This window comes from Saccharomonospora piscinae (assembly GCF_005862235.1).
GTDB lineage: Bacteria > Actinomycetota > Actinomycetes > Mycobacteriales > Pseudonocardiaceae > Saccharomonospora > Saccharomonospora piscinae.
This window is the reverse complement of sequence record NZ_VCEK01000003.1, coordinates 450,867-464,493: the sequence shown is the minus strand read 5'-3', so window position 1 is coordinate 464,493 and position 13,627 is coordinate 450,867. Positions and strand designations below refer to the sequence as shown.

At 70.9% G+C, this 13,627-nt stretch carries 12 protein-coding genes; 4 read left to right on the top strand and 8 right to left on the bottom strand.

Annotated features, from left to right (window positions below):
* Nucleotide 1 precedes the first annotated feature (1 nt).
* From FFT09_RS13325 to typA, 4 genes are all read right to left on the bottom strand, one after another.
* Nucleotides 2–1,018, bottom strand: coding sequence for an ABC transporter permease (locus tag FFT09_RS13325; RefSeq protein ID WP_081191459.1), 1,017 nt, complete (start codon nt 1,016–1,018; stop codon nt 2–4).
* Between the two features lie 174 nt (nt 1,019–1,192).
* Complete coding sequence (locus FFT09_RS13320; protein WP_081191460.1) at nt 1,193–2,959, bottom strand: ABC transporter family substrate-binding protein; 1,767 nt, start codon at nt 2,957–2,959, stop codon at nt 1,193–1,195.
* A 304-nt stretch (nt 2,960–3,263) separates the two neighbouring features.
* The gene (locus FFT09_RS13315) at nt 3,264–5,195 is read right to left on the bottom strand and encodes an ABC transporter family substrate-binding protein (RefSeq protein WP_425273057.1); all 1,932 of its coding nucleotides are present in this window, start codon (nt 5,193–5,195) and stop codon (nt 3,264–3,266) included.
* A gap of 169 nt (nt 5,196–5,364) precedes the next feature.
* Nucleotides 5,365–7,278, bottom strand: coding sequence for a translational GTPase TypA (gene typA / locus FFT09_RS13310; protein WP_138382887.1), 1,914 nt, complete (start codon nt 7,276–7,278; stop codon nt 5,365–5,367).
* A 159-nt stretch (nt 7,279–7,437) separates the two neighbouring features.
* On the opposite strand from typA, the gene FFT09_RS22925 reads away from it, so the two are divergent.
* Nucleotides 7,438–7,611: a hypothetical protein gene (locus FFT09_RS22925; RefSeq protein WP_167305377.1), complete on the top strand. Its 174-nt coding sequence runs from the start codon at nt 7,438–7,440 to the stop codon at nt 7,609–7,611.
* A gap of 6 nt (nt 7,612–7,617) precedes the next feature.
* Here the strand turns inward: FFT09_RS22925 and FFT09_RS13305 are convergent, their stop codons facing one another.
* Genes FFT09_RS13305 through FFT09_RS13290 form a run of 4 tightly spaced genes read right to left on the bottom strand, consistent with a single transcriptional unit; the run spans nt 7,618 to nt 10,488 of the window.
* Nucleotides 7,618–7,917: a YciI family protein gene (locus FFT09_RS13305; RefSeq protein WP_081191462.1), complete on the bottom strand. Its 300-nt coding sequence runs from the start codon at nt 7,915–7,917 to the stop codon at nt 7,618–7,620.
* A gap of 4 nt (nt 7,918–7,921) precedes the next feature.
* Entirely contained in the window at nt 7,922–8,410 is a 489-nt protein-coding gene (locus FFT09_RS13300) for a (deoxy)nucleoside triphosphate pyrophosphohydrolase (RefSeq protein WP_081191463.1), read from the bottom strand.
* A 12-nt stretch (nt 8,411–8,422) separates the two neighbouring features.
* Entirely contained in the window at nt 8,423–9,763 is a 1,341-nt protein-coding gene (locus tag FFT09_RS13295; protein ID WP_081191464.1) for an ATP-binding protein, read from the bottom strand.
* Nucleotides 9,760–10,488, bottom strand: a complete 729-nt coding sequence (locus tag FFT09_RS13290) for a response regulator transcription factor (RefSeq protein WP_081191465.1) — start codon at nt 10,486–10,488, stop codon at nt 9,760–9,762. Before FFT09_RS13290 ends, FFT09_RS13295 begins: the two co-directional genes overlap by 4 nt.
* A gap of 153 nt (nt 10,489–10,641) precedes the next feature.
* Between FFT09_RS13290 and FFT09_RS13285 the strand changes: the two genes are divergently transcribed.
* From FFT09_RS13285 to FFT09_RS13275, 3 genes are read left to right on the top strand one after another with little or no spacing between them, the layout of a single operon-like run.
* Nucleotides 10,642–11,703 carry a LolA family protein gene (locus FFT09_RS13285; RefSeq protein WP_081191466.1) on the top strand — a complete coding sequence of 354 codons (1,062 nt, stop codon included), beginning with the start codon at nt 10,642–10,644 and terminating at the stop codon, nt 11,701–11,703.
* Nucleotides 11,700–12,692, top strand: a complete 993-nt coding sequence (locus FFT09_RS13280) for an ABC transporter ATP-binding protein (RefSeq protein WP_081191467.1) — start codon at nt 11,700–11,702, stop codon at nt 12,690–12,692. The genes FFT09_RS13285 and FFT09_RS13280 overlap by 4 nt, the downstream gene beginning before the upstream one ends.
* On the top strand, nt 12,689–13,615 hold the full coding sequence (locus tag FFT09_RS13275) for an ABC transporter permease (protein WP_138382886.1): 927 nt from the start codon (nt 12,689–12,691) through the stop codon (nt 13,613–13,615). Before FFT09_RS13280 ends, FFT09_RS13275 begins: the two co-directional genes overlap by 4 nt.
* Nucleotides 13,616–13,627 lie beyond the last annotated feature (12 nt).

Genomic DNA, 13,627 nt, shown 5'->3' with positions numbered 1-13,627 from the left:
GTCAGCCAACGCGAATCCTCGGGTCCAGAATGCCGTACAACAAGTCCGCGATCAGGTTCGCGAAGATCACCGCGATGGCGATCACCACGACCCAGCCCATCATCACGTTGGGGTCGTTCTTGTTCACGGCCTCCACGAGCACGGCGCCCATGCCGTTCCAGTTGAACACCCGCTCGGTGATGATGGCGCCCGTCACGACGGTCACGAAGTTCACGGAGAACAGCGTGGTCGTCGGGATCAGCGCGTTGCGGAACGCGTGCCGCATGATGACGCGCCGCTCGGTCAGGCCCTTGGCGCGCGCCGTCCTGACGTAGTCCATGTTCAGCGTCTCCAGCATCGACGAGCGCTGGAAGCGACTGTACGCCGCGAAGCTGATGAACATGATGGACAGTGTCGGCAGCAGGAACGCCCCGGTGTACTTGATCAGGAAGTCGCCGATGCCGTCCGCCTCGAGCGACTCGGGACTGGTCGTTCTCAGGAACGGGTTGCCGAAGACGTCGCTCAGACCGAGGTTGTAGATCACCTCGTTGAGGTCGATCGCATAGACCTTCAACACGATGGCGACACAGAAGATCGGCATGGAGAAGAACAGGAACGCCACCGTGGTAGCCATGTAGTCGACGGCGCTGTACTGCTTCACCGCGGCCAGCAGGCCGACGGCCACACCGAGGATGAGGGCGAGGATCTCGGCGCCGAGGATCAGCTGGATCGACACCCAGAAGGCGCTCATGATCTTCGGGTAGACCGGCTCCATCGCGGAGCCCTGCGCGATCGAGATGCCCCAGTCGCCCGTGAGGAACCCGCCGAGCCAGTCGAAGTACCTGGGTATCAGCGGCTTGTCCAGCCCGAGCTCACGGGCGATCGCGTCGACGGACTCCTGGTTGATGTTCGGCTGGGTGCGCAGCTCCGCGAGGGGGTCGCCCGCTCCGGCCACCATCATGAAGACCAGAAAGCTTCCGATCAACAGGATTGGGATCGAGATCGCCAGACGGCGAAGGATGTAGAAAACCAGGTTCAACGACTTGCTCCTAGTCCCGGGATCGCCCGGAATTATGACGCCACCGCTCCCGCGCCACGGTAGTGGGGGTCGGGATCACGTGAACAGCTACTAACGTCGGCCGTCGGGGGCCGGTGGTGGCCGGCCCCCGACGGCGTCAGACGTCAGCCGGTGACGTGCGGAAAGCCACGCCGATTACTCGGCGGCCTCCCACTCCCCGACGTTCCACAGGGCGCCGTTGTACGACTGCATGTACACGCGGTCGATACCCCGGAACGCCCACATCGACGGCGTGGCGAACAGCGGAACGGTGGCGTAGTTCTCCGCGATCGCCTCGTCGGCAGCGATGTAGCTCTCCAGCGCGTCCTCTGCGGAGGTCGCCGAGGTCGCGGTGTCGAACGCCTCGTCGATCTTCGGGTCGGACAGGCCCTGCCAGTTCTGGCCGCCATCGCTGATGTAGATGGCCTTCTGCTCGGCCTTGTACGGCGCGGACGACCAGCCGAACAGCGCGATGTCGTAGTCGCCCTTGTCGACCCGGCCCTTCAGGAAGTTGGGGTCGGTGTCGTCCTTGATCTCCATGCCGGCGGCACGGGCCTGCGACTGGATGATCTCGACCGTCTGGGTGCGGCGGGCGATGTCGTTGTGCGCGATCTCCACGGAGAACCGCACGCCGTCCTTGGCGTAGACGCCGTCCTCGCCCTTCTCCCAGCCGCCGTCCTCCAGCGTCTGCATGGCGGTCTCGGCGCCCTTGTTCATCTTGTCGCCGTACCGGTCCTCGTAGCCCTCTTCACCCTGGAAGAAGACGATGCTGTTCAGCGGCTCGGCGTCTTCCTGAACCGGCTTGAGCAGCTTGTTCGTGATCTCTTCCCGGTTGATGACCTCGAAGAACGCCTTGCGGGCCGCCTCGTCCTTGAAGACGTCGCGCTCGAAGTTGAGGTCGAGGTGCTCGAAGGTGAGCTGCGGCGCGGACGCGTACTTCACGCCCTGTGCGCCGAGACCCTTCAGGGTGTTGGCGGCGGTGGCGTCCGGCTGGGTCGACGCCGCGACGTCGATCTCGTCGTTCTGCAGCGCGGTGGCCATGGCCTTGGTGTCCGGGATCGCGCGGATGGTCACCTCGGACGGGCCGCCCTTGGCGCCGATCCAGTTCGGGTTCTTGTCCAGCACGACCGTGTCGGAGTTCGAGTCGAAAGACTTGATCTTGTAAGGGCCGGAACCGGGCATCGTCTCGGCGTCGAAGCCCTTCCACTCGCCGGACCAGAACTCCGCGACCTCCTCGGCCTCGCTCGAGCCGGGCTCCACGTCGCGGATGTCGTCGATGCCGACGGCGTCCTCGATGATGTGGGCGGGCATCAGGCGCACGTCGGCGAACATGCCCATGTAGTCGAGGTAGGGCTCACTGAACTCGACCTTGAAGGTGTGGTCGTCGGTGCACTCCGGGTCCATCAGCTCGTAGCCGGTGGTGGAGGCGGAGTTGAAGCCTTCGGTCTCACCGGAGCTGGACAGCCACGCGAGGTAGAACTCCCGGCAGTCCCAGGCGTCACCGTCGGACCACTGGACGCCCTCCTTCATCTTCCACTCGACGGTGAAGGGGTCCTCCGAGGTGAGCTCGACGGACTCCATCGTGTCGGCGTTGAGCAGGATCTTGTTGTTGCCGTCCAGGATGGTGGGCCCGGTGATGACACTGGTCAGCGCGTAGGTGTTGTACGAGCTGTTGGTATCCGCGGTGTTGTTGTTGTACGCGGAGTAACCCTCGTCGACACCGATGGTGACGGGGTCCATCTCGGGCACGTCGGCGAGCGTGAAGTTGTCGCCCTCCTGTGCCTTACCCTCCGCCAACGTGTCGACATCGACGGTCGAGCCGGTGTTTCCATCCGCCGCGTCGTCGCCGCCCCCGCACGCTGTCAGCACGAGCGCTGACACGGCGAGCATCGACCACGCGGAGATGACCTTTGATCTCCTCATTACGTGTGCCCTCCTAGCACTGAGTCCCGGACCTTGCCGATTCTGTTGGGACCCACACTCTCCGGTTAGCGCCGGAGCTTATGACACGCCCATCACACTCGATTGGCGCACTGCGGGGGAACGCTAAGAAGGATGGCCACCATCGGTCACCACTTCCCGGAGGATCGTGACCAAAGGGTGACATCGAACTAGCGAATGAAACATACAGCAGTGACAAGCTGTGGTCAGTCACCCTACCGACCGATTGTTCGGTAGACCAGAGGCCGCAGGGGTCACCCCTTGTGGTGACCTTCGAGGCACGTGATCAGCGGGGAGCGCGGGTCCAGTTCACGGCCGACGAGAAGGGACCGGACAGCGGCGGCCCCTCGGAGACTCCCGACACGCCGGGGCCGACGGCGAGGGTGTCGGCGAGCTGGAACAGCGGGATCGTGACCGCGTGGTCCCACAGCGCCGGTTCGACCTCCGCGAGCCCCTGCCGCACCGAGATCTCGCCGGTGAGGACGTCGTCGATCACGTCCTGGAGTTCGGCGTCGCAGAACCCGGCCGGGTTCGCGGGCACCACAGGGCCTGCCGTCTCACCGTCGGCACCATCGGGACCATCGGCGCCGTCGGCACCGCCCTTCGCGGTCGTCGGCGTGGTCGGCGCCGACTCCGTCGTGGTGGACGACGAGCTGGTCGTGGTGGCTGTGCCGTCCCCGGCGTCCCCCGCACCCGAACCGTCGTCCGCGCCCTGCGTCCCGTCCCCCGCCTGCGGTGCGCAGCCGTACCAGGACGCGAGCGTGGTGGCCGGATCGGCGCTGACGGCGCGGGGAATCACGGCGATGTCGATGCCGACCTCCCCGTTCGTCGGCACGGGTTGGCCGTTCACGCCGCCGTCGGGATCGACGGGCGCGGCGAGCGCCGAGGCGAACAGCTCCCTCGGTTCGGGATGCACCGTGTTCACGTCGATGCCCTCGGCGATGAGCTGCTCGCTCAGCGCCGCCGCGATGCGCTGGTAGGGCTGGCGCTGTCCCGGCGAGGCGATGACCAGAGAGAGCGGCTGGCCGTCGCGCACCCAGCTGCCTGCCTCGCGCTCGTACCCGGCCTCGGCCAGCAACTCGTAGGCCCGCTCGGTGTCGCGTTGCAGAGGTGGCCCGGCCCCGGGCATGGTGTGCCGGTAGTCGTCCGACGACGGTGCCCGCACGTGCGCGGCCGCACGGAGGTCGGCGGAGGCACCGCCGCCCGTGCCCTCGTCGACCAGTGCGTTGCGGTCGAGGAGTGCGGCCACGGCCTCGCGCACCGGAGCTTCGGCCGTCGCCGAGCCGAGCGGCCGGAGCACCACGTCCGCGACGGAGGGCTGGGCCACGCGGTGCAGCCCGATGTCGTCACCCAGGTCCGCGAGCAGGTCGCGGGTGTCGCCGTTGACGCTGCCCAGAGTGAACTGCGCGCTGCCGCTGCGCAGCGCCGAGACCATTCCGGGCCCGTCCGAGCGCTGGAGCACGATGCGGTCGACCGCGGCGGGCTTCTCCCAGTACCGCTCGTTGCGTTCGAGCACGATCTCGCCCCGGGCCGAGTCGATGGTCTTGATGGCGAACGGGCCGCCGTACGAGGGGAAACCGTCGGCGAGCGCGCTCTGCCAGCCGCCGGGGACGTCCTTGAGCAGGTGGGCGGGCAGCAGGTCGGTGAACAGGGTGCGCCAGCCGGGGTAGGGCTCGGAGAACGTGACCTCCACGAGCTTGCCGCCCTCACCCGGTTCGATCGACGAGATCAGCCGGTAGCCCGCCGGATTGGCGACGCCGGGCTCGGTCCGCATCGCCTCGGCGAGGTACGAGAAGTCCTCGACCGCGATGGGGGCGCCATCGGACCACGACGCCTCGGGCCGGATGCGGTAGGTGACCGTGAACGGGTCCTCGCTGGTCACCTCGGCCGACGTCATGAGGCTCTCGTCCAGCACCGGTTCACCGTCGCCGTCGCCGCCGGGCCGGAACACCGAGGGCAACAGCAGCTGTGACAGCGCGGTGGTGACGGTGGAGGAGTCGGCCAGCGCGTGCGGGTTGTAGCCGCCCGCGATGTCGTCCACCGCCGCCACGATCTGCGACGGTGTCTCGACCTGCGGGACGGAGGTCTGCGCCACGGGGGAGCTCACCACGGGCGGTGGCGGGGCCGTTGAGCAGGCGGTCAGCACGCCGACCATGGCGAGCACCAGCGAGCACACGGCCCCGGCGCGAGGTGTGGCCCTCCGACCCTTCACTCGCACCGCCCGCACCAGCCGCACAAGCGCAGCCCCTCCCGCATCGTCACCCGTCGCCGGCCGTCCAGGCCGGACCGCCGTCCAGCCGTGTCGGCTGCCCTGTCTGGGGGACGCGCGACCCGGCCGTGCGGTTCCCAGTGTCTCAGGCGGATGTGGGAATTCCGTCAGGGGCGCGTCACGCGTTGCGGTCGCGGCTGCGGGACCGGGACCGCTCCTTGGCCCGCTGCGTGGCGTCGAGGCTCACCTTGCGCACCCGGACGGCCTTGGGGCTGACCTCGACACACTCGTCGACCGAGCAGAACTCCAGCGCCTCCTCCAGGTTGAGCGTGCGCGGCCGCGCGAGCCGCTCCAGCTCGTCGGCTGTGGACGAGCGCATGTTGGTGAGCTTCTTCTCCTTGGTGATGTTGATGTCGAGGTCCTCCGCCCTGGGGTTCTCCCCGACGACCATGCCCTCGTACGCCTCGGTGCCCGGCTCGACGAAGAACGTGCCCCGGTCGGCCAGCTGCAACAGCGCGTAGGTCGTGACGGGTCCGGAGCGGTCGGCGACCAGCGAGCCGCTGTGCCGCGTGCGGATCTCTCCCGCCCACGGGTGGTAACCCTCGAAGATGTGGTTGGCGATGCCCGTACCGCGGGTCTCGGTGAGGAAGTCGGTGCGGAAGCCGATGAGGCCCCGCGACGGCAGCACGTACTCCAGCTTGATGCGCCCGCTGCCGTGGCCGTCCATCTGCTCCATGCGGCCCTTCCGCGCCGCGAGCAGCTGTGTGATGGCGCCGAGGTGTTCCTCGGGCGCGTCGACGTAGAGGCGCTCGAACGGCTCGTGCAGCGTGCCGTCGATGGTGCGGGTGACCACCTGCGGCTTACCGACGGTCAGCTCGAAACCCTCCCGCCGCATGGTCTCCACGAGGATCGCCAGCGCGAGCTCGCCGCGGCCCTGCACCTCCCAGGTGTCCGGCCGCTCGGTGGGCAGCACGCGGACACTCACGTTACCGATCAGCTCGGCGTCGAGCCTGGCCTTGAGCAGCCTGGCGGTGAGCTTGTCACCACCGCCCCGGCCCGCGAGCGGCGAGGTGTTCACGCCGAAGGTCATCGAGATGGCGGGCTCGTCCACGGTGATGCGCGGCAGCGGATCGGGATGTTCCGGATCGGCGAGCGTGTCGCCGATGGTGATGTCGGGGATGCCCGCGATGGCCACGAGGTCACCGGCGCTGGCGGCGTCGGCCGGCACGCGGGTGAGTGCCTCGGTGACCAGCAGCTCGGAGATCCGGACGTTCTGCACGGTGCCGTTCTCGCGCAGCCACGCCACCGTCTGGCCCTTGCGCAGCCTGCCCGCGTGGATGCGAATCAGCGCGATGCGGCCGAGGAAGCTGGAGGCGTCGAGGTTGGTCACGAGTGCGCGCAGCGGCGCGTCCTGGTCCACCTCAGGGGCGGGAATGTGGTCGAACAGGACCTCGAACAGCGGGTCGAGGTTGTCGCCGTCCGGAACCTGCCCGTCGGCGGGCCGCTCCAGGCTCGCGACACCGGCGCGGGCGGCGGCGTACACGACGGGCATCGACAGCACCGCGTCGAGCGCGTCGTCGTCCATGCCGTCGATGTCACCGGCGAGTTCCAGCAGCAGGTCGTGCGTCTCCTCGACGACCTCGGCGATGCGGGCGTCGGCGCGGTCCACCTTGTTGACCACCAGGATCACGGGCAGCTGCGCGGCCAGCGCCTTGCGGAGCACGAACCGGGTCTGCGGCAGCGGGCCCTCGCTGGCGTCGACCAGCAGCACGACGCCGTCCACCATCGCGAGCCCGCGCTCGACCTCGCCGCCGAAGTCGGCGTGTCCCGGGGTGTCGATCACGTTGATCGTGACCGGGCCCTCCGGGGTGGCGCGGCGGATGGCCGTGTTCTTGGCGAGAATCGTGATGCCCTTCTCGCGCTCCAGCTCTCCGGAGTCCATGACCCGGTCGACGGGCTCTGCCCGTTCGGTGAAGGCTCCCGACTGCCGGAGCATGGCGTCGACCAGCGTCGTCTTGCCGTGGTCGACGTGGGCCACGATGGCGACGTTGCGGAGGTCGGTGCGGGTCTTCTGGGCAGCGGCTGTGGGCACGCGCGGGCTCCCTGGTACGACGGATGGGGCGAGGTGATGGGCGGACCAGCGGGCTCGAGAAGGCCACCAGCCCCGGCGTGGTCGTCGTTCAGCATAGTCGCTGGCCGGTTGTGCCGGATCTCACACATAAGTCAGCGTAGGTGAGCCTACCCTCACTTCATGGGCAAGAAGGACCGTGACGACCCGAAATCCGTGGTCCGCGCGCTGGTCAAAGCCGGCAAGGTCAAGAAGAAGTGCTGCAAGTCGAAACCACGGTGCAAGAAGTGTCCGGTGCGCGCGTTGAAACAGGCTCAGAAGGCGGACAGGGCACAGCAGGACCGCGCGGCGGCGTGACACCGGTCAGTGCGCCAGCGCCTCGTTGAACGCGCGCAGCTCCGGCCCGGTGCGCGTGGCGGCGAACTCGACGATCTCGTGGTGCGCGAGGTGCCGGAGCAGCAGGGGGTCCGTGGCGAGGGTGGCCTCCAGCTTGCCCTCGGACATCGGCCGCACCAGCAGCACCTCGCCCCGGTGGTCGGCGCGGCGGCCCGAGGCCAGGACGTTGCCGTGCTCGAACTGCCTGCCGAGCCACTCGGCATGGTCGGGCAGCACATAGTCGATCTCGGCCAGCGGTGCCGTATAGGTCAGCAGAACGACGTACATGAATTCACGGTAGGCCCGCGCCGTCCGGCCCGCCGGGTGGCGGGACGGCGGATGCGGTCACCAGTGCCGTGAGCGCGGGGACGAGGGCGCGGTCGGCGGGCAGCCAGTCCAGCTCGGCCAGCTCGTGGCCGGACACCCAGCGCAGCGCCCGATGCTCCACGGCACGGGGCCGCGCGTCCGCGTCCGGCATCGTCGCGGCGAACACCCGCAGCACCCTGCCGTGAGGCAGGGGGACGTCGGGGCCGACCCGCTCACCCACGACGACGTCGACGCCCAGCTCCTCCCGGCACTCGCGCCGCACCGCCTCGGTGTCCGGCTCGCCCGCTTCGACCCCGCCTCCCGGCAGCTCCCACAGCCCGGCGACCTCGGCGGGAAAGGCGCGCTGCTGCACCAGCAGTGCCCCCTCCCGCACCACAGCCGCCCCCACCACGACGCCGGGTGGTGCGGTGAAGGTGGCCTTCGCGGCACCACCGGGACCGTGCTCAGCGCTCATGGGACGCGCAATCTACCCCGGGTGGCGTCGCCACGACACCTCGAACCGCGCGCCGCCGTCCGGCGACTCCCCGACCGTCGCGCGGCCACCGCGCCGCCGCAGCAGCTCGGCCACCATCGCCAGGCCCAGTCCCGTTCCGCCGGAGGTCCTCGCGCGGTCGTCGGCGAGGCGGTAGAACCGGTCGAACACCCTGGCGCGGTGCTCGACCGGAATCCCGGGGCCGTCGTCGTCCACGACCACGCGCGCGAACGACCGCGACGCCAGTACCGACACCACGATCTCCTCCTCGGCGTGCGCGCGGGCGTTGCGCAGCAGGTTGTCCAGCACGAGTTCCACCTCGGCGTGGGTCGCCGAAGCCCACGCCTGCCCCGCGACGGCGCTGACCCGCACGCGCGGCCGGTCCCGCGCGCCGCGCGCCACCACATCGCGCACGAGCGTCACCAGCTCCACCGGCTGCGCGCTCGGCAGCTCCCCCGCGTCCGACCGTGCGAGCGCAAGCAGGTTGTCGAGCAGCGCGGTGAGCCGCTCGGCCTCGTCGAGCACGTCGCGCAACGTCTCGTCAGCGAGCGCGGGGTCCGGGTTGGCGACGGCGACCTCGGCCTGCACTCTGATGGAGGCCACCGGCGAGCGCAGTTCGTGGGCGGCGTCGCCGGTGAAGCGGCGCAACCGGTCGGCCGCCTCCTCCTGCCGGGCCAGCAACGCGTTGAATCCGGTGGCGAGCGCGCGCAACTCGTCGTCGGCGGCGGGCACCGGCAGACGGTGCCCCGGCGGCAGCCGCCGGACGGAGTCCTGCATGCGGCTCACCGGCCGCAACACGGCCCGCACCGCCACCGCCGTGGCCACGGTCGCCACCAGCGCACCGAGTACGGCGACCACCAGCAACCACCGCGACCCGTCCTGCACCGTGGCACGGGCGCCGACCAGCGGCGCCCCGACCGCGACCAGGCGCTGTGCCCCGTCCGGCGCCGTCACCACGGAGCCGAGCCAGCGCCACGCGGGCACCACGCCCTCGGCCGGCGACCGCGCCGGGAGGCCCGCCAGCAGGTCGCGCACGTCGTCGCCCGCGATCCGGGGTGGTGCGCCGCCGTCGACCGGCGTCCCGGCCGTGTCCAGGACCCGCACCGCGATCCCCGGTACGGGTTCCGGCTCGCGGCCCTGCGCCACGGCCGCCGAGGCACCGTCGCGGACGCGCGCGAGTTCTCCGTCGACGGAGTCGACCAGCAGCGGGCCCAGCAATTTGCCCGCCAGCGCGGCCAGGACGAAGAGGGGGACCAGCGCCACCACGGTGACGACGAGCGTGACCCGGAAGCGCAGCCCGCGGCGCCGCCACCAGCGCCGGGGCGAGGCGCTCACGTCGGCAGCGGTGGCGCCGGGCTCCCCTGCGCCACCGCGCCCCCCTCGGGCACCGACACGACGTACCCGTGCCCCCGCACCGTGCGCACGAACGACCGCGCCCCGGCAGCCTCCAGCTTGCGCCGGACGTAGCCGACGTAGACCTCGACGACGTTGCGCGTGGCGGCCTGCTCGTCGCCCCACACCTCGCGCAGCAGCTCGTCCTTGGTCACGACGCTGCCCGCCCGCCCTGCCAGCACCTCCAGCAACGCGAACTCCCTCGGCGACAGCGGCACCGGGTCGTCGTCCCAGCTGACCGTCCGTGCCGCGCGGTCCACCACGAGCCCGCCCACGCGCAGCGGGCCCCGCTCACCCCGGGTGGCCGCCCTGCGCAGGACCGCCCGCACCTGCGCCACGAGGACCACGAACGAGAAGGGCTTCACCACGTAGCCGTCCGCACCGAGGTCCAGCCCGTCCGCCTGGTCGATCTCGCCGTCCTTGGCGGAGACGAGCAGCACCGGCGTGCCGACGTCCTCGGCCCGCAACTGCTGCAGCACGCGGTAGCCGGACAGCCCGGGCAGCATGATGTCCAGCAGCAGCACGTCGAACGCCTGCGTGCGGGCCAGGCGCAGCGCGCCGGGCCCGTCGGCCGCGGTGACGACGTCCATCCCTTCGGCCGTCAGCCCGCGTTGCAGCGCCTTGCGCATGCCCGCCTCGTCGTCGACGACCAGTACCCGAGGTTTCACCCTTCTCAGGATGCCCGTCGCGGCCCGCTGCGCGCGCGTGATCTCAGCGGTGTCTCAGCTTCGACGGCGCTCTCAGGCCGATCTCAGGGCGGGCGGCGCAGGGTGGGAGGCGTCGAGAACCGGCACACTGGGATCGAACAGCGAGGAGATGACGTGAAGGCCACGAATCCGAGGACCAGAGCAGTGGCGATCGCCGTGACCGGCACCGCCGTCGGGGCCGTCGGGCTGGGGGTGCTGGCCGTGCCCGCGGGAGCGGGGGAGGCACCGGAGCTTCCGGAGGTGGAACCGCAGGCGCTCGTGGAGTCCGTGCTGCGGTCGGAGGCACCGGCGCTCGCGGGCACCGTCGCCGTGAACAACGACCTGGGGCTTCCCGCGGTCGGCGGGATGCCGGCGTTGTCGGCCGAGTCGGGCCGGGTGTTCTACGACGGCGAGGGCCGGGTCCGGCTGGGGCTGGACGAGGACCGGGGCGAGCAGACGCTGGTCAACGACGGTGAGCAGGTGTGGGCCTACAACTCCGCCGAGCACAGCGTCGCCACGTTCGCGCTGCCCGGCAAGGACCACGCGCCGGAGGCCGGGCACGGGGCGCCGACCGACCCGGCCGCCGCCGCCCGCACGCTGGTGGAACTGGCGCGGGAGACCAGCACCGTGACCGTGGACGGCACCGCCACGGTGGCCGACCGCGCCGCCTATGAGCTGGTGCTGACCCCGAAGCCGGACGAGCGCACCCTGCTCCGCGAGGTCAGGGTGGCGGTGGACGCCGAGACGCGGCTGCCGCTGCGGCTCGCGGCGCACACCCACGGCACCACCGAACCGGTCGCCGAGATCGGGTTCACCGATCTCGATCTCGGACCGCAGCCCGCCGAGCTGTTCGAGTTCACACCGCCCGAGGGCGCCGAGGTCACGGAGCTCGACAAGCGCGAGCAGCAGCGTTCGGCGGCGCCGGAGGCGCTGGCCGGACTGCGCACGGTCGGCGAGGGCTGGGACACCGTGCTGGTGGCGCGGGTTCCCGGTGAGGCGCGCGCACAGCTGTCCGGCGGTGAGGGCGGCGACCTGCTCGCCCGTGTCGGCACCAGGGTCGAGGGCGAGTACGGGTCCGGGTTCCTCGTCGAGACCAACGCGGTGACCGCGCTGCTGACCGACGACGGCCGGGTCGCCGTGGGCGCGGTGCCCGAGCCGGTGCTGGCCGAGGCGCTGGCCTCGCGGGGAGACCGATGAGCACGGAGATCGACGGCGTGGGTGTTTCCGGCGACGTGCCGGAAACACCCACGCCACCCCCCGGGGTCGCGGTGTCCACGCGGGGGCTGCGCAAGACGTACGGGCCGACCGTGGCCGTCGAGCACGTGGATCTCGACGTGCCGGAGGGCGCCGTGCTGGGCATGCTCGGGCCGAACGGATCGGGCAAGACCACCACGATCCGGATGCTGCTCGGCCTGGTGCGGCCCACCGAGGGCACCGCGACGCTGCTGGGCAGGGCGGTGCCGGACGAGATCGGGCACGCGCTGCCGGACGTGGGCGCGCTCGTCGAGGGCCCCGGCTTCCAGCCGTTCCTGTCGGGGCGCGACAACCTGATGCGCGTGGCCGCCGCCGAGCCGAGGCTGGACTCGGCCGACCTTCCCGCCGCGGTGGACGCGGCGCTGGAGCGGGTCGGGCTGGCCGGGGCCGCGGGCCGCCGCTACCGGGGGTACTCCCTGGGCATGAAGCAGCGGCTCGGACTCGCGTCGGCGTTGCTCGTGCCGCGCAGGCTGGTGGTGCTGGACGAGCCGACCAACGGACTCGACCCCGCCGGGACCCGGGACGTGCGGGCACTGATCGCCGAGTTGCACGCGGCGGGTGTGACCGTGCTGGTGTCCTCGCACCTGCTCGCGGAGGTCGAGGCGACCTGCACCCACGTCGCGGTGCTGAACCACGGCTCGGTGGTTGCCCAGGGCGAGCTGGACGAGCTGCTCGACTCCGGCTCCGCCACGCTGACGGTGTCCACACCGGACGAAGAACGCGCGTTGGAGTCGCTGCGGGCGGCCAGGATCGCGGCGCGGCCCGCGCCCGGCGGAGTCAGTGTCGACGTCACCACCACGACCCCGCCGGAGGTGGTGGCCACGCTCGTACGCGCCGACGTCGCCGTCTACGAGGTCCAGCGGGCCCGGACCGGGCTCGAGGATCTCTTCGCCCGGCTGACCCAGGGCGATCACGAGGAGGAGCTGCCGTGAACGGCACGGACGCCGCCGACACATCCAGGGCGGGGCACGACACCACCACGCGGACACTGTGGACCTTCCCGACCACCACGCGCGAGCGTGCCCCGCTGGGCAGGCTGTTGCGCTCGGAACTGTCCCTGATCTTTCGCAGGCCCCGGACACTGGTGGTGCTGGGCCTGCTCGGCATGATCCCGGTGATCATCGGCATCGCGCTGACCGTAATCGACGGCCCTGGCGGTCCCCCGGACGGCGGCACCGGTGGCGGCAACGGCGACGCACTGCTCACGTCGGCGGCGGGCAACGCGCTCGTCCTGCCCGTCGCGGCTCTCATGGTGTCGCTGAGCCTGATGCTGCCGCTGGCCACCGCGATGGCGGGCGCCGACGCGGTCGCGGGCGAGCAGACCCACGGCACGCTGCGGGGCTGGCTGCTCGCACCGGTCGCGCGGGGCAGGGTGCTACTGGTCAAGGCCGTCGGCGTCGCCGCGTTCGCACTGGTGGCCACGCTGACCATGGCGCTCACGGGTGTGCTGACGGGGTTGTTGCTGAACGGCACCGACTCCCTGTTCACGCTCTCGGGCACCACGCTGTCACTGCCGGAGGCGCTGGGCCGGGTACTGCTCACGACGGTGTGGGTGGCCGTGCAGCTGTGGGCGGTGGGCGCGGTGGCGCTGGCGATCTCCACGACCACCGAGCACCCGATGATCGTACTGGTGTCGGTGCTGGGCGGCTTGGTGCTGTTCTCGGTGCTCAGCGCGCTGGACGCGCTGAGCTGGCTGCACCCGCTGCTGCTCAACACCTCGTGGACCGCGCTGGTGGACGTGCTGCGTGATCCACTCCCGCTCGACGGGCTCGGTGAGGGTGTGCTGCGGGCGGCCTGCTACGCGGTGATCGCGACCTCGCTCGCGACGGCCCGCATCCTCACCCGGGACGGCTGAACCGGCACGCCT